Source organism: Alsobacter soli, from assembly GCF_003004785.1.
GTDB classification, from domain to species: Bacteria; Pseudomonadota; Alphaproteobacteria; order Rhizobiales; family Beijerinckiaceae; genus Alsobacter; species Alsobacter soli.
Genome location: NZ_PVZS01000019.1, coordinates 56,917 through 78,144, shown reverse-complemented (window position 1 = coordinate 78,144; position 21,228 = coordinate 56,917). Strand labels below are relative to the sequence as shown.

Annotated in this window: 20 protein-coding genes and 1 riboswitch; of the genes, 8 read left to right on the top strand and 12 right to left on the bottom strand. The window is 70.2% G+C overall.

The features are described from left to right. Positions 1-308: 308 nt before the first annotated feature. Positions 309-788: a YaiI/YqxD family protein gene (locus SLNSH_RS16715; protein ID WP_106338145.1), complete on the top strand. Its 480-nt coding sequence runs from the start codon at positions 309-311 to the stop codon at positions 786-788. Positions 789-791: 3 nt separating this feature from the next. Here SLNSH_RS16715 and SLNSH_RS16710 read toward each other — a convergent pair whose 3' ends face one another. Continuing rightward, on the bottom strand, positions 792-2,207 hold the full coding sequence (locus tag SLNSH_RS16710; protein WP_106338144.1) for a sodium:proton antiporter: 1,416 nt from the start codon (positions 2,205-2,207) through the stop codon (positions 792-794). 156 nt (positions 2,208-2,363) lie between these two features. Here SLNSH_RS16710 and SLNSH_RS16705 point away from each other — a divergent pair, with 156 nt between their 5' ends. Next, positions 2,364-3,155, top strand: coding sequence for a class II glutamine amidotransferase (locus SLNSH_RS16705; protein WP_106338143.1), 792 nt, complete (start codon positions 2,364-2,366; stop codon positions 3,153-3,155). Between the two features lie 77 nt (positions 3,156-3,232). On the opposite strand, the gene SLNSH_RS16700 is transcribed toward SLNSH_RS16705, so the two are convergent. Both SLNSH_RS16700 and SLNSH_RS16695 read right to left on the bottom strand, forming a co-directional pair. Further along, on the bottom strand, positions 3,233-4,072 hold the full coding sequence (locus SLNSH_RS16700) for an amidohydrolase family protein (RefSeq protein WP_245422389.1): 840 nt from the start codon (positions 4,070-4,072) through the stop codon (positions 3,233-3,235). Between the two features lie 65 nt (positions 4,073-4,137). Next, a complete protein-coding gene (locus SLNSH_RS16695; RefSeq protein WP_106338142.1) occupies positions 4,138-4,572 on the bottom strand; it encodes an RbsD/FucU family protein in 435 nt (144 codons plus the stop codon). A gap of 109 nt (positions 4,573-4,681) precedes the next feature. On the opposite strand from SLNSH_RS16695, the gene tal reads away from it, so the two are divergent. Then, a complete protein-coding gene (gene tal / locus SLNSH_RS16690; protein WP_106338141.1) occupies positions 4,682-5,650 on the top strand; it encodes a transaldolase in 969 nt (322 codons plus the stop codon). Positions 5,651-5,656: 6 nt separating this feature from the next. Here the strand turns inward: tal and SLNSH_RS16685 are convergent, their stop codons facing one another. Further along, entirely contained in the window at positions 5,657-8,974 is a 3,318-nt protein-coding gene (locus SLNSH_RS16685) for a DEAD/DEAH box helicase (RefSeq protein WP_106338140.1), read from the bottom strand. A gap of 148 nt (positions 8,975-9,122) precedes the next feature. On the opposite strand from SLNSH_RS16685, the gene SLNSH_RS16680 reads away from it, so the two are divergent. Together SLNSH_RS16680 and SLNSH_RS16675 are read left to right on the top strand one after the other, a co-directional pair. Then, positions 9,123-9,353 (top strand): DUF1289 domain-containing protein, encoded by a 231-nt coding sequence (locus tag SLNSH_RS16680; protein ID WP_106338139.1) that lies wholly within the window; start codon positions 9,123-9,125, stop codon positions 9,351-9,353. A gap of 66 nt (positions 9,354-9,419) precedes the next feature. Next, complete coding sequence (locus SLNSH_RS16675) at positions 9,420-10,223, top strand: polyphosphate kinase 2 family protein (protein WP_106338138.1); 804 nt, start codon at positions 9,420-9,422, stop codon at positions 10,221-10,223. Between the two features lie 3 nt (positions 10,224-10,226). Here the strand turns inward: SLNSH_RS16675 and SLNSH_RS16670 are convergent, their stop codons facing one another. From SLNSH_RS16670 to SLNSH_RS16655, 4 genes are all read right to left on the bottom strand, one after another. Next, the gene (locus SLNSH_RS16670) at positions 10,227-11,099 is read right to left on the bottom strand and encodes a DMT family transporter (protein WP_106338137.1); all 873 of its coding nucleotides are present in this window, start codon (positions 11,097-11,099) and stop codon (positions 10,227-10,229) included. Positions 11,100-11,244: 145 nt separating this feature from the next. After that, positions 11,245-12,054, bottom strand: coding sequence for a bifunctional hydroxymethylpyrimidine kinase/phosphomethylpyrimidine kinase (gene thiD, locus SLNSH_RS16665; protein WP_106338136.1), 810 nt, complete (start codon positions 12,052-12,054; stop codon positions 11,245-11,247). Positions 12,055-12,083: 29 nt separating this feature from the next. After that, entirely contained in the window at positions 12,084-13,037 is a 954-nt protein-coding gene (locus SLNSH_RS16660; protein ID WP_106338135.1) for an ABC transporter substrate-binding protein, read from the bottom strand. A gap of 27 nt (positions 13,038-13,064) precedes the next feature. Continuing rightward, positions 13,065-13,886, bottom strand: coding sequence for an ABC transporter permease (locus tag SLNSH_RS16655; RefSeq protein ID WP_106338134.1), 822 nt, complete (start codon positions 13,884-13,886; stop codon positions 13,065-13,067). Next, a riboswitch (TPP riboswitch) is annotated at positions 13,877-13,985 on the bottom strand. It overlaps the preceding gene by 10 nt. A 95-nt stretch (positions 13,986-14,080) precedes the next feature. On the opposite strand from SLNSH_RS16655, the gene SLNSH_RS16650 reads away from it, so the two are divergent. Beyond that, positions 14,081-15,337: an MFS transporter gene (locus SLNSH_RS16650; protein ID WP_245422388.1), complete on the top strand. Its 1,257-nt coding sequence runs from the start codon at positions 14,081-14,083 to the stop codon at positions 15,335-15,337. Positions 15,338-15,348: 11 nt separating this feature from the next. Here SLNSH_RS16650 and SLNSH_RS16645 read toward each other — a convergent pair whose 3' ends face one another. The 3 genes from SLNSH_RS16645 to speB form a co-directional block, all read right to left on the bottom strand. Then, entirely contained in the window at positions 15,349-15,726 is a 378-nt protein-coding gene (locus SLNSH_RS16645; RefSeq protein WP_106338133.1) for a response regulator, read from the bottom strand. 148 nt (positions 15,727-15,874) lie between these two features. Further along, complete coding sequence (locus tag SLNSH_RS16640) at positions 15,875-16,984, bottom strand: NADH:flavin oxidoreductase/NADH oxidase (protein WP_106338132.1); 1,110 nt, start codon at positions 16,982-16,984, stop codon at positions 15,875-15,877. A gap of 91 nt (positions 16,985-17,075) precedes the next feature. Beyond that, the gene (gene speB, locus SLNSH_RS16635) at positions 17,076-18,134 is read right to left on the bottom strand and encodes an agmatinase (protein WP_106338131.1); all 1,059 of its coding nucleotides are present in this window, start codon (positions 18,132-18,134) and stop codon (positions 17,076-17,078) included. 101 nt (positions 18,135-18,235) lie between these two features. Between speB and SLNSH_RS16630 the strand changes: the two genes are divergently transcribed. Further along, positions 18,236-19,402 carry an aminotransferase gene (locus SLNSH_RS16630; RefSeq protein ID WP_106338130.1) on the top strand — a complete coding sequence of 389 codons (1,167 nt, stop codon included), beginning with the start codon at positions 18,236-18,238 and terminating at the stop codon, positions 19,400-19,402. Between the two features lie 105 nt (positions 19,403-19,507). Here the strand turns inward: SLNSH_RS16630 and SLNSH_RS16625 are convergent, their stop codons facing one another. After that, the gene (locus SLNSH_RS16625; protein ID WP_106338129.1) at positions 19,508-20,503 is read right to left on the bottom strand and encodes a 2-hydroxyacid dehydrogenase; all 996 of its coding nucleotides are present in this window, start codon (positions 20,501-20,503) and stop codon (positions 19,508-19,510) included. A gap of 191 nt (positions 20,504-20,694) precedes the next feature. Between SLNSH_RS16625 and SLNSH_RS16620 the strand changes: the two genes are divergently transcribed. Beyond that, on the top strand, positions 20,695-21,228 hold the full coding sequence (locus SLNSH_RS16620; RefSeq protein WP_106338128.1) for an SH3 domain-containing protein: 534 nt from the start codon (positions 20,695-20,697) through the stop codon (positions 21,226-21,228).

Below are 21,228 nucleotides of genomic sequence, written 5' to 3'. Positions count from 1 at the left end.
TCCCCCAAGGGGTCCTGGCTCTTGCGCCGGAATCGTTGGCCGCCGACCAGATGCGGTTCGCCCGCGTCGTCGGCGAGAGCCCTTGAGCTAAGCGCTGGGAGCCCCTTCGACCGGCTGGCGCGCACTCTAAGGGTATCGAACCGATTAAGTCCAGCCCTGCGGGATGGCTGCCATGCGAAAAATGGGGATTTCAGCCCGTTTGCGGGAAAACGAGGGCATTCCACCGAATCCCTGTTTTCCCAGGAAAAACAACCGTAAGTGTATCGATTAGATGGGCCGAACGGGCTCGACGAAAGTTGGAGAACAGCTTGGACCAGGCCACGACGACCATCGAGATCCTGGTGGACGCGGACGCCTGCCCGGTAAAGGACGAGGTCTACCGGGTCGCCGGCCGGCGGCGGACGAAGGTCTTCGTGGTGGCGAACAGCTTCCTGCAGGTTCCGCGCGATCCGCTTTTCGAGCGCGTCGTCGTTCCGGCCGGGCCCGACGCGGCCGACGACTGGATCGCGGAGCGATCCCGCCGGGGGACCGTCGTGGTCACGGCCGACATCCCGCTCGCCAGCCGCTGCGTGAAGACCGGGGCGGACGTGATCGGGCCGACGGGCAAGCCGTTCACGCCCGACTCCATCGGCATGGCGCTGGCCACGCGCAACCTGATGGAAGAGCTCCGCTCCGCCGGGCAGACGACTTCCGGGCCGCGCCCCTTCTCGCCCAAGGACCGCTCCGCCTTCCTGTCCGCCCTGGACCTCGCGATCGTCCGGCTCATGCGCGCCGGGTTCACGGCCTGACGATCAGAGAAACAGCCAGGTGAGGAGGGCGAAAAGCGGAAGCAGGAGGCCGCCCGACCACAGCATGTAGCCGAAGAAGCTCGGCATCCGGACGCCGCCGGCGCGGGCGATGGCGTAGACCATGAAGTTCGGCGCGTTGCCGATATAGGTGTTGGCCCCCATGAACACCGCCCCAAGCGAGATGGCCGCCAGGGTGGCCGCGTAGGGTCCCATGAGGTGGGCCGGGTCGCCGCCGGCCAGTTCGAAGAAGACCAGGTAGGTGGGCGCGTTGTCGAGGAAGGACGACAGCAGCCCGGTCATCCAGAAATAGGCCGCAGGGCTGGGCGAGCCATCAGGGCGCGTCACCAGCCCGACCAGAGGAGCGAACACGCCCTCCCTCCCCGCCTGCAGCATGGCGATGACCGGGATGATGCAGACGAAGATGCCGGCGAAGAGCTTGGCGACTTCGAGGATCGGCTCCCACTGGAAATCGTTGGCCTTGCGGAGTTCCTTGCGGGTGACCGCGACGGAGAGGCAGCCTACCGCGACCATGACCGCGTCGCGGACGAGGTTCTGCAGGGGGAGATGCACCCCGATGACGCTCAGCTCGATCCCGGGTCGCCAGACGCCACTCACCAGGATGGCGCCGATCGCGATGGCGATGAGCGGAACGTTCACCAGTCCCCGGAGGCGGATCGGCTTGTCAGGCGTCGGATCGCGCAGCGCCCGGAATGCGGCGTCGCGCGAGTAGGTCCAGGCGTCGACCGCGAAGAACAGGGCCAGCAGCACGGCCACGGCGAACAGCGTCTCGGGCCAGAGGGTCTTGCCGGTCCAGAAGAAGTCGACGCCACGCAGGAAGCCCAGGAACAGCGGCGGATCGCCGAGCGGGGTCAGCGAGCCCCCGATGTTCGACACCAGCATGATGAAGAACACGAAGACGTGGACGTTGTGGCGCCTGTTGTCGTTGGCCCGAAGAAGCGGCCTGATGAGGATCATGGAGGCGCCGGTGGTCCCGATCACGCTGGCGAGCGCCGAGCCGAGCGCCAGCAGGGTCGTGTTCATGCCCGGCGAGCCGTGGATGTTGCCGGCCACCACGATCCCGCCTGCGGCGGTGAACAGCGCGAACAGCATCAGGATGAAAGGCAGGTACTCGGTCAGGAGCGTGTGCAGGATCGCGGCCGAGGCGGGGCCTGCGCCCTGGAACAGGACCAGCGGCACGGCTGCGAGCAACGCCCAGCCGGCCGCGATCTTCCCGTAGTGGTGATGCCAGACATGAGGGAACAGCAAGGGCCCGAGCGCGATCGACAGCAGGATGCCGGCGAAGGGCAGCGCCCATTGAACGCCGAGCTTCGCCCCCTCGAGACCCTCGGCGGCCCAGGCGGGTGCGGCCGGAACGGCGACGAGGGCGAGGGCGAGGGCGGCGAGCAGTCTGGCGGGCATGCGAATCCTTGAAAAACGACAGGCGCGCCATTCAACAGGATTGCAGAGTAGCCAACAACTTTCAGCCTTCCGAAAACCAGTTAAGGCGCGTTAACCGTCTGTTCAGGCCGGCCCCGGCAGGCTATCGATCACAGGCAGCATCGCTGGGATGGACCCATGTGCCGATTCCTCGCCTACCGGGGCGATCCCGTCTTCATGGAAGAGCTCGTTTGCGCGCCGTGCCACTCGCTCGTGCATCAATCGCTGCATGCGGAGGAAGCGAAGACCGGCACCAACGGCGACGGCTTCGGGATCGGGTGGTACGCCGCCCGACCGGAGCCGGGCGTCTATCGTGAACTTCGCCCCGCCTGGTCGGACGAGAACCTCCGGTCGCTGTGCTCTCAGGTGCGATCCGGGCTCTTCTTCGCCCATGTGCGCGCGGCCACCGGCACGGCGACCACCCGGGCCAACTGCCACCCCTTCGTGCATGGCCAATGGATGTTCATGCACAACGGCCAGATCGGCGGCTACCAGGCGGTGCGGCGCAAGCTGGAGGCCCTGATCCCCGACGAACTGTATGAGAACCGGGGCGGCACGACGGACAGCGAGGCGATCTTCCTCGCGGCGCTGGCGGACGGCCTCGCCGAGGATCCGGTCGGCGCCATGGCGCGCACCGTGGCCCGGGTGACCGCCATGATGGCCGAGGCGAAGGTCCGGGAGGCCCTGCGCTTCACGGCGGCGCTGACGGACGGCGAGAACCTCTACGCCTTCCGCTGGGCCAGCGACGGCAAGCCCGCGACGCTGTATTGGCGCGATCACGGCGACCGGCTGGTGATCGTGTCGGAGCCCCTCGACCGCGCCGAACCGGGCTGGCAGGAGGTGCCGCGCTCCTGCGTGCTCATGGCCCGCAAAGGGGCGAGCGCCTCGCTGGAATGCATGGACCAGGCGCTCAGCCGCGCGGCGGCGTGAGGGGCGAGTCGGCGCACCGAAGCTGGATCGCTTCGTCGCCTTGCTCCTCGCGATGACGGGGATCGTCCGGGGAAGCCCTAGACTGCGCCCAGGCGGTAGAAGGAGGCGGCGTTGCCCCCGAAGATCGCCAGGCGCTCGCCGGCGCTGCAGGACGTCAGCAATTCCTCCGTGGCGTCCACCCACCGCTGATAGCTCGACGCCAGCGTGCAGACCGGCCAGTCGGAGCCCCAGATCAGGCGTCCCGGCCCGAACACTTCCAGGAGGTGGTCGACATAGGGCTGAAGCGACTCGGCGCTCCAATTGGCCGAGGCTTCCGTGACCAGGCCGGAGAGCTTGCACTTGGCGTCCGTTTCCCGGGCGATGCGGGCCATGGGTCCGGCCCACTCGTCGAAGGCGCCGGCGCGGATGCGGGGCTTGGCGGCGTGGTCCACCACTGCGCGCAGATCGGGATAGCGCGTGAGCAGGGCGAGCAGATTGTCCAGGTGCTCGGGCCGCACCAGGGCGTCGAAGGCCAGGTCGTGCGCGACCAGGCAGCGGAAGGCCCAGTCGAGCTCCGGCTTCAGCATCCAGTCCACGTCCGGGATGTCCTGGATCATGGGCCGGAATCCCTTCAGCTTCTTGTGCCGGGCCAGACGGTCCACGTGGGCGATGTGCTTGGGGTCGTTGAAGTCGACCCAGCCCACCACGCCCAGCACCCAGTCGGTCGCGTCCGCAAGGCCGAGCATGTACTCGGTTTCCTCCACGGTGGGCGCCGCCTGCACGAGCACCGTACCGCCGACGCCGGCCTCCTCGATGAGCAGTTCGAGGTCATCGGGCGAGAACGGGCGATAGAGCGTCTGCAGCTCAGGCGTAAGCCAGCCGTAGTCGCCGCGGGCCGGGTTCCAGAAATGCTGATGGGCGTCGATTCGCAGGGTCATGGGTCGATCTCCGCGCGCGATTGAGGCCTCGGGATGGCCGCGGGGGTCGGCCTTTGAGCGCTGGATCAGTCCGGACGGACCACGCCCTTCTTGAGCAGGATGTTGCCATACAGCCGCTGCTCGCCCGTGACCACCACGGCGAAAGCCTGACGGGCTCGCTCGTAAAAGGCGAAACGCTCCAGCGATCCCAGCCGAAAGGATGCGCTCTCGCGCGCGACGATGGCGTGACGGAATTCCGAGAAGATCGGCATCTCGGCCTCCGGATCGCCCACGACCTCCATGCGCCAGGCCGACTCGGGAACGAAGTCGTCCAGCGGCATGACGGAGAGCACCGCGTCGAGCACGCGCGGGGCCGGGACGCCGTCCAGGCGGATCACGGGCCGGCCCAGGGAGGCCGCCGGAAAATTGGTGTCCACGATGGCGAGTTCGTCGCCATGGCCCATGGCGCGCAATGTCGCAAGCAGTTCCGGTCCCAAAAGGGGATCCAGGCCCTTCAGCATTCGTTGTCCTCCCAGGGGGCCTTCGGGCGCAAAGGCCCGGTTCCGGCTCGCGGCGCGGCATGATAGGAAGCCAGCCCGCGCAGCGGCAAGCACGTTCAGGAGAAACGCCATGGCGTCCAAGCTCGACCAGCTCAAGTCCATGACCGTGGTGGTGGCGGACACCGGCGACATCGAATCCATCCGCGCGTTCAAGCCGACGGACTGCACCACCAACCCGACCCTCATCCTCAAGGCCGCCAGCATGCCGGCCTACAAGAGCTACCTCGAGGAGGCGATCGCCTGGGGTCGCAAGCAGGGCTCCGGCGACGACGTGGTCTCGGCGGTGGCCGACCGCCTCGCGGTGACCTTCGGGACGGAGCTCACCAAGATCGTGCCCGGCCGCGTCTCCACCGAGGTGGACGCGAGCCTGTCCTTCGACACGCAGGCCACGGTCGCCAAGGCGCGCGCCATCATCAAGGCCTACGAGGAGCGCGGCGTCTCGCGCGACCGCATCCTGATCAAGATCGCCTCCACCTGGGAGGGAATCCGGGCGGCGGAGATCCTGCAGCGCGACGGCATCGACTGCAACCTGACACTGCTGTTCTCGCTGGTGCAGGCCGCGGCGGCGGCGGAGGCGAAAGCCTTCCTGATCTCGCCCTTCGTGGGCCGCATCCTGGATTGGCACAGCAAGGCGGAGGGTCGCACCTTCACGGCGGAGGAGGACCCGGGCGTGCTCTCGGTCCGCCGCATCTACGCCTACTACAAGCGCCACGGCTACAAGACCGTGGTCATGGGCGCCTCCTTCCGCAACGTCGGAGAGATCGAGGCGCTCGCCGGCTGCGACCGGCTGACCATCGCGCCCTCGCTCCTGAAGGAGCTGGCCGAGGCGCAGGGCGAGCTGCCGCGCAAGCTCGATCCCGACACGGCGGGTCGCAGCGGTCCCGACAAGGTCGCGACGGACGAGGCCTCCTTCCGCTGGGCGCTCAACGAGGATCCGATGGCGACGGAGAAGCTGGCCGACGGCATCCGCCAGTTCGCCAAGGACCTGCACGCGCTGCACGGCATGATCCGCGAGCAGCTCGCGGCCGCGGCGGCCTGAGCCGGCTCAGGCGCCCGCGGCTTCGGCCTTGTCGCGGGCGTCCTCCAGCCAGGCGAGCAGCTTTTCCGCGTGGGCGCGCTCCGCGGCTGCGTCCGGGGACGGCGCGGCCCAGATCAGCCGGCCGCGCTTCCATTCGGGCGCGCCGGCCTTGGCGCGGCTCAGGGCCCAGTTCAGCCACTGTGGCGGCGCCTCGCCGGAGCGGAACCCGAGCGCGACGGCCTGGGGCCCCAGATCGAGCCGCGCGATGTCCAGGTCGCGGCAGCGCGCCGCCAGCCGGGCCTTCTCCAGCAGCAGGGCCACGGAATCCGGGGGCTCGCCGAAGCGGTCCTCGATCTCGTCTGCGAGGGCGGAAAGCTCCCCGGCCATCCTGGCCCGGGCCAGCCTGACATAGAGCTCCAGCCGGACGTCGGGCTCGGGGATGTAGTCGGCCGGGATCGCGCCCGGCGCCGCCATGCCGATCTCCGGCGCCCAGTCCTCCTCGACCGGTTCGCCGCGCGCGGCTTTCACGGCCCGCTCCAGCATGTCCTGGTACAGCGCCGCCCCGACCAGGCGGACATGGCCGCTCTGGTCTTCGCCCAGCAGGTCCCCAGCCCCGCGCTGGTCGAGGTCGCGGGCGCTGATGGCGAAGCCCGCGCCCAGCCGGTCGAGGGCCGCCAGGGTCTCCAGGCGCTTGCGGGCGTGGGACCCGAGCTTGGCGGCCGGGTCCGTGGCCAGAATGAACACGCCCCGGCGGCGGCCCCGGCCCACCCGCCCGCGCAGCTGGTGCAGCTGGGCGAGGCCGAAGCGGTCGGGTCGCCAGACCACCATGGTGTTGGCGTTCGGAATATCCAGGCCGCTCTCCACGATGTTGGTGGCGAGCAGGACGTCGCCATCTCCGTCGGCGAAGCGGATCAGCGAGTCGTCGATCTCGGCGGGCTTCATCTTGCCGTGGGCCACCAGGACCTCGGCCTCCGGCCAGAGCTCGGCGAGGCGGCGGCGCATGGGCTCGATGTCTTCCACCCGGGGGCAGACCACGAAGCTCTGGCCACCGCGCCGCCGCTCGCGCAGCAGGACGTCGCGGATGGAGACCTGGTCGAACGGCTGCACCACGGACCGCACCGGGACGCGGGCGGCCGGTGGCGTGGCGATGACGCTCAGCGAGCGCAGCCCCGCCATGGCGGCCTGGAGAGTGCGCGGGATCGGGGTGGCCGTCATGGTGAGGACATGGACGCCCTCCCCCAGGGCCGCCAGCGCGGCCTTCTGCCTGGCGCCGAAGCGCTGCTCCTCGTCGACGATGAGCAGGCCGAGGTCTTCGAAGGCGACGTCCTTGGACGCCAGCGCGTGCGTGCCGATGGCGACCCGGATGGAGCCGTCCTTCAGTCCCGCCTTCACGGCGCGGGCTTCCGCGGCGGTCACGAAGCGGGACAGGCCCTCGACCCTGATCCCCATGCGGGCGAAGCGCTTCCGGAACGTCTCGAGGTGCTGGCGGGCCAGCACGGTCGTCGGCGCGGCCACCGCCACCTGCTTGCCGGCGAGAGCGGCGGCCGCGGCCGCGCGCAGGGCGACCTCGGTCTTGCCGAAGCCGACATCGCCGCACACGAGGCGGTCCATCGGACGGCCCGAGGCGAGGTCGGCGAGCGTGTCCTCGATGGCGCGCGCCTGGTCGGGCGTCTCCGCGTAGGGGAAGCGCGAGGCGAAGCGCTCGTAGGCCGCCCGCGGCGGCACGAGCCTGGGCGCGGTCTTGCCCGCGCGCTCGCGAGCGAGGCGCGCAATCCGGCCAGCCGTCTCACGCAGTTCCGCTTCGATCTCCTGGCGGCGCTTCGCCCAGGCCTCGCCGCCCAGCCGGTCCAGGGCGACGGCCTCCGGCTCGGACCCGTAACGCCAGAGGAGGCCCGCCTCGTCGGCCGGGACCATGAGGATCTCGTCGCCAGCGAAGCGCAGGCGGATGGTCTCGGTAGGGCCCGCGCCCGGCGCCTCGATCGTCTCCACCGTCTCGAGCACGGCCAGGCCATGATCCCGATGCACCACCACGTCGCCGCACCGCAGGTCCGGTCCGGCCAGCACCACGGCGGCGGGAGTCGCCAGGGCGCTGGCGCGCGCGCGGCTGCCGAACACGTCCGCGGCGGTGACCAGGGTGATCGGGGCATCGGGCGACCGAAGGCCCTCGTCGGCCTCCGACTCCACCGCGAGGAGCGAGCCGGGGTCGGCCGCCCTCGCCTGCTCCCAGCCGGCGATGTCTTCGGCGCTGCGACCGAGCGCCTCCTCGGCGAGCCGCCGGAGGCGGCGAAGCCAGGTCCGGTTCGGTGCGCTCAAGACGACGGTCCGGCCGGAGTCACGCTCCTTGCGCAGAAAGCGCGCGGCGCTTTCGGCCGGGAGTCGTTCTGCTGCGAAGGCGGGGACATCGGACTGCGCTTCCGGCATGCGCTCCAGCCGGAGGGCGCCCTCGACCAGGGCTCCCCAGGCGTCCGCGCCGAAGTAAAGGGCTTCCCCCGGGCGGCCGCGGCCGTCGGAGACCATGTCGAGAAAGGCGTCAGCGCGGCCCTCCGCGTCGGGCGCGAGGACGAGCTGGGCCGCGGGAAAAAGCTCCCGCGGGGCGACGAGGTCCTCGTGGGCCTCCAGCACGCGCTGAGCGAAGCTCGCCCGGGCGGACTGGGCCCCCTCTGCCCCATCCGCCTGCCGGCCGTTCTCCGCGAAGGCCTCCGAGGCGGCGGCGAGCGTGATGGACGGGATCGCCTCCTCGGTGCGCTGGGTCACGGGATCGAACCGGCGGATCTCGGTGATCCTCCCGTCCGCGTGGTCCAGTCGGACAGGGCTGTCGGCGTCGGCTGGGAAGATGTCGACCACGCCGCCCCGCAAGCCGAATTCGCCGGCTTCGTCGATGCGCTCGTCCAGCCAGTAGCCGAGGCTCTCCAGGCTTTTCCCGAGCGCCTGAGTGTCGATGGGATCGCCCGCCGACAGGGTCAGGGCGGCCTCGCGGAAGGCGTCGGGCCGGGGCGTCCGCTGCAGCATGGCCTCGGCCGTGGCGACCACGAGCGGGCGCTCCACGCCGGCGGCCATGCGGCCCAGGGTGGCGGCGCGCCGGCCCATCACGGCCGCGGAGGGAGGGGCGAGGTCAAAGGGCAAGCTGTCCCAGGCCGGCCACCTGAGCACGTCCCACCCTGGCGCCAGGGCCTGGGCCAGGTCCGCGATCTCGGCCGCCTGTCGCTCGCCCGAGGCGATAAACAGGACGCCACCCGGCTGCGCGGCGGCCTGCTCGAGCAGCGCGAGCGCGAGGCCGACGGGCTGCGCCGGCGCCACGAAGGCGGGGGCCGGGGCGATGGTCTCGGCGATCTCGGCGGCTGTCATGAGGTGCTGGTCCGGATGTTCGGGGGCGGGGCGCAGGCCGCCTCAACGGCGCGGGGTGGACCCGGGTTGCGCACCCACAGCGATCCGGGCCAGATTGTCACGCCTCCCCGCCCTTGTCCTGTTTCAGCCGCGTCCGAATCTCCAGCTCATGCAGATCACCGAAAGCCCCTGCATCCAGGTGTGCGTCATCGATCCCACCGCAGGCCTTTGCGTCGGCTGCGGCCGGACCATCGACGAAATCTCGCGATGGGTGGACATGACGTCAGCCCAGCGCCGGGCGATCATGGACGCCCTTCCGGCGCGGCTCGCCGCCGCGGACCTTCCGCCCCGCCCCGTTCCGACGCGCACGGGCCGCCGTCGGCAGCGCGTCCGATCGTAAGCTCCTGCTTGCCGCCTCGGCTGCGGGCTCCACAATGGGAGCACGACATGCTCTGGGGAGGTCGCGTTGGCTGACGATTATCTGGTGAAGCCCGGCAAGAAGGCGAAGCTTGCGGACCGTGATCCGGCGGACACGTCGGCCTTCAAGAGCGAGGAGGCCGCAAAAGCGCAGCTCGCGGAGGACGCGGCGGAGATCGACCGGCTCCAAGACCGCCTCTACGCGGAGGGCAAGCGCTCCCTGCTCGTGGTGCTGCAGGGCATGGACACCTCGGGCAAGGACGGGACGGTGCGGGGCGTGTTCAACCAGACCGGTCCGCTGGGCGTCTCGGTGACGGCTTTCCGGCGGCCAAGCGAGGAGGAGATGGCGCATGACTTCCTGTGGCGCGCCCACATGGCCGCGCCCAAGCGCGGCACCATCGGGATCTTCAACCGCTCGCACTACGAGGACGTGCTGGTGGTCAAGGTGCACAAGCTCGCGCCGGCCAAGGACATCGACAAGCGCTACGACCAGATCAACGCCTTCGAGAAGATGCTGACGGAGAACGGCGTCACCATTCTCAAGTTCATGCTGAACATCTCCAAGAAGGAGCAGCGCGAGCGGCTGCAGGAGCGCCTCGACGACCCCAAGAAGCACTGGAAGTTCAACCCCGGCGACCTGGACGACCGCAAGCTCTGGGACGAGTTCCAGGCCGCCTATGAACTGATGCTGGAGAACTGCTCCACCGACCATGCGCCCTGGCGGGTCATTCCGGCGGATCACAAGTGGGCGCGCAACGCCGCCATCTCCGCCATCGTTCGCAAGACCCTGGAAGACATGAACCCGCAATATCCCAAGGTGACATGGGATCCGAAGAGCTTTCGGGTCGAGTAGCGTCTATGCGGCCCGTCGGCGCTCGGCGATCAGCAGGCCGACGCCGCTGGCGATGATGAGGCTGGCGCCCGCGACCACGGCGAGCTTCGGGACATCGCCCCAGATCGCGTAGCCGTACACAAAGGCCCACACGAGGGCTGAGTACTCGAAAGGGGCCACCGCCGAGGCCGGCGCGTAGCGGAAGCCCTCGAACACGAGGTACTGGCCGGCGCCGCCGGCGAGACCCAGTCCGAGCAGCAGGGCGGCCTGCTGCCACGTCGGCGTCACCCACAGGAAGGGCAATGCGCAGGCGCAGCCCAGGGCGAAGATGAAATTGGAGGCGATCATCTGGGTCGCGGTCGCCTCCGTGCGGCTGATGATGCGCACGAGCACGTTGGTCCAGGCCCACAGGAAGGCCGAGGCGACCACCATGGCGGCGGGAATGAAGTCGACCGTTCCGGTCGGGTCGGCGGCGAGCGCCACGCCGGCGAAGCCGACCCCAGCCGCGAGCCAGCGGGCGAGCGTGACCTTCTCCTTCAGGATCAGGATCGACAGGATCATCACGAAGATCGGCGCGGCGAAGTAGAGGGTGACCAGTTCCGCCAAGGGCAGCCACTTGGCGGCGGAGTAGTAGGACAGCCAGGCCGCCAGGATCAGCACGCCGCGCACCAGGAGCGCCGGCTTGGCGCGGCTGCGGATGGCGGCCCCGTAGACGCCCGGGCCGGCCAGCATGCCGGCGAACAGCATGATCATGAGGCTGCGGACGAAGAGGATCTCGAAGACCGGGAGGTCCTGCACGAGCCACTTCACGATGGCGTCCTGGACGCTGAAGCAGGCGTAGCCGGCCACAGCCAGGCCGATGCCGGTCATCACGCGCGGGTGTTGGGTTTCCTGCATCGGCGGGCGGGGACCGGGGACCTGGCGAGAAGACTAGCCTGCGTGCGCGACGGATTCGCGTCGGCGAGCGCCTCCTTGTGTCACCCTGCCGCCCCCGGCGCCAGCCGGATTGCGGCATGCGGGCCATGCGGCCCGCCTCCCCGCCTCACCACCAGCGGTGAAAGTGGTGCACCGGCCCGTGGCCGTGGCCAATGGCGAGGGTCCTCGACGCCTCGAGCGCGCCGGTGAGCCACTCCTTCGCGTCGCCGATCGAGGCTGCAAGGGACTGGCCCTTCGCGAGCCCCGCCGCGATGGCGGCGGACAGGGAGCAGCCGGTTCCGTGGGTGTTGTTCGTCTCGATCCGCGGCCCCACGAAGCGGGTTACGCCCGACGGCTCGACCAGGAGGTCCACGCTGCGGGCGCCCTCCTGGTGGCCGCCCTTCATCAGCACGGCCTTGGCGCCGCGCTGGAGAAGGGCTTCGCCCTGCCGGCGCATGGCGTCCTCGTCCCGGGCGACAGCCGGATCGTCCAGCAGGGCGGCCGACTCGTGGAGATTGGGCGTGATCAGGGCCGCTCGTGGAATGAGCAGGTTCCGCAGGGCGTCCACCGCATCGGGCGCGATCAGCCGGTCGCCGCTGGTCGCCACCATGACGGGGTCGAGCACGACCGTGCCGACCGCGTAGCGGTCGAGGCCGGCGGCGACGGCCTCGATCACCGGCACCTGGGACAGCATGCCGATCTTGGCGGCGTCCACGGCAAGGTCGGAGAACACGGAGTCGAACTGCCGGGCGACGAAGCCGGCCGGCACGTCGTGGATGCCCTGCACGCCCAGGGTGTTCTGGGCGGTGAGGGCGGTGATCACCGTGGCGCCATAGACGCCCAGCGCCGAGAAGCTCTTCAGGTCGGCCTGGATCCCGGCCCCGCCGCCGGAATCGGAGCCCGCGATGGTGACGGCGATGGGCGTCTTGGCGGTCACGGCATGGTCCTCTGAATGGGGCGTCCTGCTCAACGCGCCACGGCGTAGCGGGAGACGGGCTGGATCGCGTCGATGAGGCCGCGGTCCTTCATGAACTGGGCGAAGCGGGCGTAGCGGGCGCCGTCCAAGGCGGCGGGGCTCGCGGCGAGGCGCTTCAGGGTGTCGGCCCAGGCGGTCTTGTTGAGTTCGTCGTCCAGCTTGGGGTTCGCCTTCACGAAGGCGGCCCAGGCGCTGTCCGGGTCGTTCAGGATGGAGAGCGTCGCCTGCTCGACTGCGTCCAGGAAGCGCTTCACCTTGGGGTCGGCGGCGCGGTCCTGCTTCACGATGTAGATCAGCTCGTCATAGGGCGGGACGCCGTGCTCCTCCGGGAAGAAGGCGCGGCCGGGCTTGCCGGCGAGCCTGAGCTCGGTGAGCTCGAAGTTGCGGAAGGCGCCGATCACGGCGTCGACCTGGCCGGCCATCAAGGCCGGGGTCAGGGCGAAGTTCACGTTGACCAGCTTTACGTCCGAGAGCTTCAGGCCGGCCTCCCCCAGCATGGTGGACAGGAGCGCCTCCTCGAAGCCGGCGATGGAGTAGCCCACCGTCCTGCCCTTGAGGTCGGCGATGGACTTGATCGGTCCGTCCGCGAGCACGACCAGGCTGTTCAACGGGGTGGCGACTGCGGCGCCCACGCGGGTGACGGGGAGGCCTTCCTGCACCTGCTGGTAGAGGTTGGGCTGGTAGGTGATCGCGATGTCGCCCTGGTCGGCGCCGACGAGGCGTGGCGGGGCGGACGGGTCGGCGGGCTCGACCAGGGTCACGTCGAGGCCGGCCTTGGCGAAGTAGCCCTTCTCCTTGGCGACCACGAGGGCGGCGTGGTCGGGATTCACGAACCAGTCCAGCAGGACCGTCAGCTTGTCGGCGGGCGCCGTCTGGGCGTGGGCGGGGCCCGCCAGCGCGGCGGCGGCGAGCGCGGCGGCGAGCGCGAGGGAGAGGAGACGCATGGGTCGTGGTCCTTTCGGCGGCGATGTTCAGGCGGCTGCGCCAGGCGCAGCGTGATCGAGGGTGTCGGGCGCCCACCGCACCAGCCGGCGCAAGAGGCGGTCGACAATGGTCCAGAGCGTGACGGAGAGGGCGGCCAGCACAGCCAGAGCGGCGAAGACCATGTCGGTCTGCGACCGGGCGTTGGCGTGCAGGATCAGGAGGCCGAGGCCGGCCGAAGACCCGACCCACTCGCCCACGACCGCTCCGATGGGCGCCGCTGCGGCGGCGATGCGCAGGCCGGTGGCGACGGCAGGCAGGGCCGCGGGGCCTCGGATCAGGAAGAGGGTCTGGCGCGGGCTCGCGCCATAGAGCCGGGCCAGCTCGACCAAGCCTGGATCGGTTCGGCGCAGGCCGTCCAGCGCGTTCGCCGCCACGGGGAAGAAGATGATCACCGTCGCCATGGCGACCTTCGAGGCGAGGCCGAAACCGAACCAGACCACCAGCACGGGGGCGATGGCGAACACCGGCAGGGCCTGGCTGACCACCAGCAGCGGGCCCAGCAAGCGCTCCAGGGCGCGCCAGCGCGACATGGCGAGGGCGGTCACGAGGCCCAGGCCTGCGCCCACGGCGAAGCCGCACAGGATCTCGCCCAGGGTGACGAGCGCCTCCGGGGCGATCACGGACCAGCGCTGGACGAGCGTCGTCGCGATCCGGCTCGGGACAGGGAGAACATAGGCAGGCACCGCGAAGAACCGTCCGCAGGCCTCCCACAGGGCGAGGGCGGCGAGCAATCCCACCAGCGACAAGGGGTCGACGCCCCTGAGACGGGGGCTGCCTGAAGGGGAAGCTGGCTGGAGATCGCGGCCCATCTCACGTTCCCTCCGCCGGTGCGAGCCGGATCAGGTTCGACGGGTTGGCGGAACGCCTCTCAGCCGCCTCCGCATGAGACGGCACCCCGACGAGAGATGCCCAAACACCTAGCGCTCTCCCCACAGGCGCGCAAGAGAGCCGCGCGAGGCGCAAAACAGGCCCGTCCGCACGTCTGTTGACGGGGGCAGGACGGATGGAGACCGTGAGCCCGGGCGAGCGGCGCCGCCCAGCCGAGTCGGGCAGCGCCGCCGGAAGCCTCATGCTCGACGCCAGGCGTGAAACCCAGCTGCTCGCCATCCTCGGCCTGTGCGGCTTCGCAAGCTCGTTCGCGGCGCGCTCCACCGATCCCATGGTCAACGCGATCGCGGGCTCGTTCGGGGCCCCGGTGGCCACGGTGGCCCTGCTCTCCTCCTGCTACGCTCTCCCTTATGGGCTCGGGCAGCCCGTGCTCGGGCCGCTCGGGGACGCGTTCAGCAAGGCGACGGTGCTGCGGGTCTGCGTGGTGATCTTCGCGCTGGCGCTTGGGGCCGGATGCTTCGCGCACACGCTCGAGCTGCTGTTCGCCAGCCGCGTCGTGGCCGGCCTTGCGGCGGGCGGCGTGATCCCGCTGGCGCTCGCCATGGTGGGCGACTCCTTCCCGTTCGAGCGCCGGCAGGTCGCGATCTCGCGCTTTCTCGCGGCCGCGCTGATCGGCCAGCTCGTGGGCGTGACGGCGTCTGGCGCCATGGCGGACTGGGTCGGCTGGCGAGGCGCCATGGGGCTCACGGCGGGCGCGGCCTTCCTGGCGCTGGTGGGCGCCTTCCTGGGCCTGCCCGCGCATGGGCTGGCCGCCCATCCGGGGCGGTTCAGCCTCTCAGACGCGGCGGAGCGCTATCGGCTGGTGTTCTCGAACCCCCGCGCCAAGGTCTGCTATGGGGCGGTGTTCGCCGAAGGGGTGGCCATCTACGGCCTTCTGCCATTCGTGCCGGAGCTGCTGCAGGCCCGTGGCGGCGGCGGCGCGACGGAGGCAGGCCTCTCCATCGCGGGAATCGGGATCGGCGGCGTGCTGTTCTCCCTGTCCGTGCCGTTCCTGCTCCGGCGTTTTCCCGTGTACGGGCTGATGCGGGCCGGCGGCCTGCTCGGGGCAGCCGGCCTGCTTGGGGTCGGCTATGCGGGCCACTGGACCGGCTTGCTGGCGTGCTTCACGGCCGTGGGCTTCGGCTTCTTCATGCTGCACAACTCGCTCCAGAACCGGGCGACCGAGCTTGCCCCCACGGCCCGCGGCTCCGCCATCGCGCTGCATGCGTTTTTCTTCTTCATCGGCCAGGCGCTGGCGCCGCCCCTGTTCGGGGCCGGCTACCACGCCGTCGGGGCGAAGCCGGCCACGGCGCTGTGCGCGCTCGTGCTCGCCGCGGCGGGGCTTATGGCCGGGGTGATGCTGAAGCGTGCGGACCTGCGCGAGCTGGGCTGAGCGCCCCGCGCTCAGGGCGCGAGCGCGTCGATCTTGGCCGCGAGCGTGGCGGCGTTGAAGGGCTTCACCGCCATGCTCTCCAGGTCCACCCCGGAGCGGCCGGCGTCGACCTTGTCGGCCTGAGCGGTGATCAGAAGCACCGGAATGGTGGCGAGATCGGCCCGCTGCCGCATGGCCGCCTTCAGGTCAGCCCCGGTATACGGGGGCATGAACCAGTCGCAGATGACCAGGCCGTAGCGGCGCTCGACCAGCTTCGCCAGCCCGGCCTGCGGAGCGTTCGCGATATCCACGTCCCGGAAGCCGATCTGGCGCAGCAGTTCGCGCAGGATGCGCGTCATGACCGGACTGTCGTCGATAACCAGCACCGGCTGCGAGCGATCGAAGGACATCGGTGCTCCTGAAGCCCGAGCTCGGCGGGCGCCGGCCGCTGCTTCCTATAGCAGCCGCTCTGCAACTTCGAGTTGCTTCTTTTCAATCTGCGCGATGAGCAGGGGGTGACCGGCCGGCCCGTGTGACCGGCCGGGTCGCTCAGGGCTCTCAGGCGGGACGGGCGAGCTTCGCGCCGGGCCACAGCTTCGCGCCCGCGCGCAGGTATTGCGGCGGAAGCGCCAGCTCGGCGCCGAGCGCCTCGGCGGCGTGCCAGCCCCAGCGCGGGTTGTCCAGCACGGCGCGGGCGATGGCGATCTGGTCGGCCGCGCCGCTCTGGAGGATCTCCTCCGCCTGCTGGGCCGTGGCGATCATGCCAACGGCCCGGGTGGTGACGCCCGAGCGCTTCTTGACCTCGGCGGCGAAGGGCACCTGGTAGCCGGGGCCGACCGCGATCCGGGCCGTCGACACGTTGCCGCCGGAGGTGACGTCCACGAACACGAGGCCGAGCGCCTTGAGCTCGGAGGCGAGCGCCGCCGCATCGTCCGGCGTGACGCCCCCCTCAGCCCAGTCTGAGCCGGTGATGCGGGCGCCGACCGCCATCGTGTCCGGCACGACCGCCTTCACGGCCTTGGCGATGCGCAGCAGGAAGGCGCGGCGCTTCTCCGGCGTGCCGCCGTAGGCGTCCGTGCGCTGGTTGGAGAAGGGCGACTGGAACTCGTGGCCCAGGTAGCCATGGGCGAAATGAAGCTCGATGACCTCGATGCCGAGCCGGGCCGTGCGCTTCGCGGCCTGCACGAAGGCGGCCTCGATGCGGTCGAGGTCATGGGCGTCGGCGGCCTTCGGCACGTGCCAGCCTTCGGCGAAGGGCACGGCGGACGGCGCCACGGTCTGCCAGGGATCCTCGTCCGCCTTGAGAGGGCCGCCGCCCTGCCAGGGGATCTGGGTGGAGGCCTTGCGGCCGGCGTGCGCGAGCTGGACGGCGAACTTCGTCCCGGGAAGAGCGACGGCCCGAGCGGCGGCCAAGGCGCGGGCCATCGTGCGCTCGTTATCGTCGGAGTAGAGGCCGAGGTCGCCATGGGTGATGCGTCCGTGGCGCTCCACGGCTGTCGCCTCGATGGTGACGAGGCCCGCGCCGGACATGGCGAGGTTCATCCAGTGCTGGAGGTGCCAGTCGCTGGCGCAACCATCCATGGCCGAATACTGGCACATGGGCGCGATCGCGATGCGGTTCGGCAGTTCGACGTTCCCAAGCGCAAGGGGAGAGAAAAGCAGAGACATGGTTCAGAAACCCGGTTCAAGGTCGGGGAGGTCGCGAAGATAAGGCCGATGCTGCGGCGCAGAAGATCGCGCCGCGCATGGCACGGTCGCGTCACCGGCGCGCTTGCCGCGCCTCGTGCGCAATGTCGATGAGCGACAGGATGGTGAAGAGCACCTGCGCGCCCGCATGGGCGGTGTTGGTGGTGCCGTCGTACTGAGGCGCGACCTCGACCACGTCGCCTCCGACCACATCGATCCCCTTGAGCCCCCGCAGCACCTGCAACGCCTCGCGCGGCGTCAGGCCGCCCACTTCGGGCGTCCCGGTGCCGGGGGCGAAGGCCGGATCGAGGCTGTCCACGTCGAAGCTGACGTAGGTCGGGCCGTCGCCGACCACTTCGCGGGCCTTGGCGATCACCGCCTCAGGTCCCATGGCGGCGAACTCCTCCGCGTGGATCACGGTCATGCCGGAGTCGAAGGAGAACTCCCACAGGTACTCCGCGCCGCCCCGGATGCCGATCTGGATGACGCGCTCGGGGTCGAGCACGCCGTCCAGCACCGCCTGGCGGAAAGGGCCGCCATGGTGGAACTTGGAGCCCTCGTAGGGGCCGGACGTATCCGCATGCGCGTCGATGTGGACCATGCCGACAGGCCGGCCGCGGCCCACGGCCTTGAGGATGGACTGGCTGATCGAGTGGTCGCCCCCCACGGAGAGCGGGATCACGCCCGCCTCCACGATCTTGCTGTAGTAGGCTGCGATGTCCTCGTGGCAGCTCTCGAGGCTGTAGCGGCTGCGGAACGGCACGTCGCCCACGTCGGCGACCCGGAGGCGCTGCAAGGGCGCGCGGCGCAGGACGTGCTCGAAAGGCCCGATTCGCTCGACGGCGCGCACGGCGCGCGGGCCGAGGCGGGCGCCCGCCCGGTTGGTGACGCCGAGGTCCATGGGGACGCCCACCACCGCGACGTCCAGGCCGGCGAAGTTCTCGTCGAGCGCCTGCGGCCGGAAGGGCGCGCCCATGAAGGTCGCCGGGTCGGCGAAAGGCCATTTGCGGCGGTCACCCTGGAATTGGCCGGCCGCCACCTTGGCGAATTCGGGATCGTAGATGTCCCCGCCCCGGGCCGCGCCGTATTTCTCACGAAGGGCGTTCAGCTTTTCGTCGTTCAAGGATCTCATCTCCTGCCGCTTCGCGCGGAACCGGCGCGATATGCTGGACCGTCGCGGCGAAGCCTGTAGGAATGGGGGCGCGGGCGCAAGGCCGCGCTCAGGACCGACTCATGCCTGCCCTCAATCCGAATCTGGTCGACACCGGAACGCCTCCCATTCCTGAGGCCCAGGCATGGGCCCGGGCGTATGAGGGCGCCCGCGGCCCGTTGATCGACCTTTCGCAGGCTGTTCCGGGCTACCCGCCTCACCCCGAGATGCTGGCCCGCCTGGCCGCTACGGCGGGGGATGTGCGGTCGGCCGGCTACGGCTCGATCTTCGGTGACATGGAGCTGCGCGAGGCCTACGCGGCCCACCAATCCGAGCTGTACGGCGCGGCGATCCGCCCGACGGAGACCGCCATCACGGCGGGTTGCAACCAGGCCTTCGTGATCGCCCTCATGGCGCTGGCCAAGGCCGGCGACGCCGTGCTGCTGCCCTCGCCGTGGTACTTCAACCACGAGATGACGTGCCGGATGCTGGGCGTCGAGGCCCGGCCCCTGCCCTGCGCGGCGGAAGCGGGGTTCGTTCCGGACCCCGAGGCGGCCGAAGCCCTCATCGACGGTCGCGTCAAAGCCATCCTGCTGATCACGCCCAACAACCCCACCGGGGCGGTGTATCCGCCGGAGACGCTTGAGCGCTTCGCGGCGCTGTGCCGCCGGCGGGGCATCTGGCTCGTCGTGGACGAGACCTACCGGGACTTCCTCCAGACGCCCGGCCGCCCGCACGGGTTGTTCGCCGACCCGCAATGGCGCGACACCGTGATCGGGCTCTACAGCTTCTCAAAGTCCTACTGCATCCCGGGGCACCGGCTGGGCGCGGTGACGGCCGCCGAAGGCGTGATCGCCGAGATCGGCAAGGTGCTGGACTGCATCCAGATCTGCCCTGCCCGGGCGGGGCAGACGGCGCTCGCCTGGGCCATCCCGGCCTTGGCTGAGTGGCGGGAAGCGAACCGGCTGGAGATCACTGCCCGCGCCGACGCGTTCCGGGCGGCGTTCCAGAGATTGCCGGGGTGGCGGGTGGACTCGATCGGGGCCTATTTCGCCTATGTGGCGCACCCGTTCGCGGGCGTCGCCGCCCCCGCGGTGGCGCGCAAGCTGGCGCAGGAGCGTGGCGTGCTCGCCTTGCCGGGCGGATTCTTCGGGGCGGGCCAGGACGGGCATCTTCGGGTCGCGTTCGCGAACGCTGACCGCGAGGCCATCGCGCAACTGCCGGGCCGGCTCGAGGGGCTGGCCGTCTGAGCGAAATCACCTCGTCGCGTCGTCCGCAGGTATGTCCCGGGCATTGGCGAGGCGACGCAAGCGTGGACGGCCGGGACGTCGCTCCAAATGACGCTTGCGGCGTCTTCAGAGCATCGAGGGCAGGACGCGGTCCGGCGGGCGGTGGCCGTCCATGAAGGTCTTGATGTTGACGATGACCTTCTCGCCCATGTCGATGCGGCCCTCGATGGTGGCCGAGCCCATGTGGGGCAGCACCACGATGCGGTGCTGGCGGGCCAGCTTGAGCATGCGGGGCGAAATGGCGGGCTCGTGCTCGAACACGTCGAGGCCCGCGCCGGCGATCTCGTTGGCCTCCAGCATCCGGGTCAGCGCGTTCTCGTCGATGATCTCGCCGCGGGCCGTGTTCACCAGGATGGAGTCGGGCTTCATCAGCTTCAGGCGGCGCGCCGAGAGCAGGTGGTAGGTCGCGGGCGTGTGGGGGCAGTTGACCGAGACCACGTCCATGCGGGCCAGCATCTGGTCGAGCGAGTCCCAGTAGGTGGCCTCGAGCGCCTCCTCGATGGCGGGCGAGACGCGGCGGCGGTTGTGGTAGTGCACCTGCAGGCCGAACGCCTTGGCGCGGCGCGCCAGCGCCTGGCCGATGCGGCCCATGCCGACGATGCCCAGGCGCTTGCCCGTGATGCGGTGACCCAGCATCCAGGTCGGCGACCAGCCGTTCCAGGTCTCCTCCGGGATCACACGCGCGCCCTCGGCCACCCGCCGGGCGACCGCGAGGATCAGCGCCATGCACATGTCGGCGGTGTCCTCGGTGAGGACGCCGGGCGTATTGGTGACCGTGATGCCGCGCGACAGCGCCGTCTGGACGTCGATGTTGTCGACGCCGTTTCCGAAGTTGGCGATGAGCCGGAGGTTCTCGCCGGCCTGGGCCAGCAGGGACGAGTCGATCTTGTCCGTGATGGTGGGGACGAGGACGTCCGCGGTCTTCACCGCCTCGACAAGTTCGCCGGGCGACATCGGGGCGTCGTTGACGTTCAGGCGAGCGTCGAAGAGTTCGCGCATCCGCGTTTCGACGACGTCGGGAAGCTTTCGCGTCACGACGACGAGCGGCTTCTTCTTGCTCATACCGACGTTACCCCCACCCGCACGGCCCGCACCAACCAGAGCGGGCATCTTCATCATCCGTTAACGACGCCGGGGGGACAACCGAACCACCCCGATGCGCCGCCGAGGCCTCCTCTCTGTCTAGCGAGACGCTTAGGGAAAGACAATTCCCGCCAGCCGGGACAAAAGATTGAGACCGAGCGGCTTAACACATGCGCGCGTCTTCTCCCTTCGTCTCCCTCCGGGGCCTCGTCCTGGCCTTCTCCTGCCTGCTCACGCTGGGCGCGAAGGCCGCCGACGGCACCATCCTCGGAAGCGCTTCGGGCCTGCCCGTGCCACGCTTCGTCAGCCTCAAGTCCGACCGGGTGAACCTGCGCGAGGGCCCCTCCAAGGACCATCGAACCAGCTGGGTGTTCCAGCGGGCCGGGCTGCCCGTCGAGATCACGGCCGAATCGGAGACATGGCGGCGTATCCGCGATTCCGAGGGCGCCGAAGGGTGGGTGCTGCACAGCCTCCTCTCCGGGCGTCGCACGGGCCTGGTGGCGCCCTGGTGGAAGCAGGGACCCCTGCCCCTCTACGACAAGCCGGACGCCAAGTCGGCCGTGGTCGCACAGCTGCAGCCCGGCGTGCTCGCGAACCTGAAGAGCTGTGACGGGCGCTGGTGCCGGCTGATCGGCCAGGGCTTCGACGGCTGGCTGCCGCAGGACAAGCTCTGGGGAGTCTACCCCAGCGAGAAGGTGGAGTGA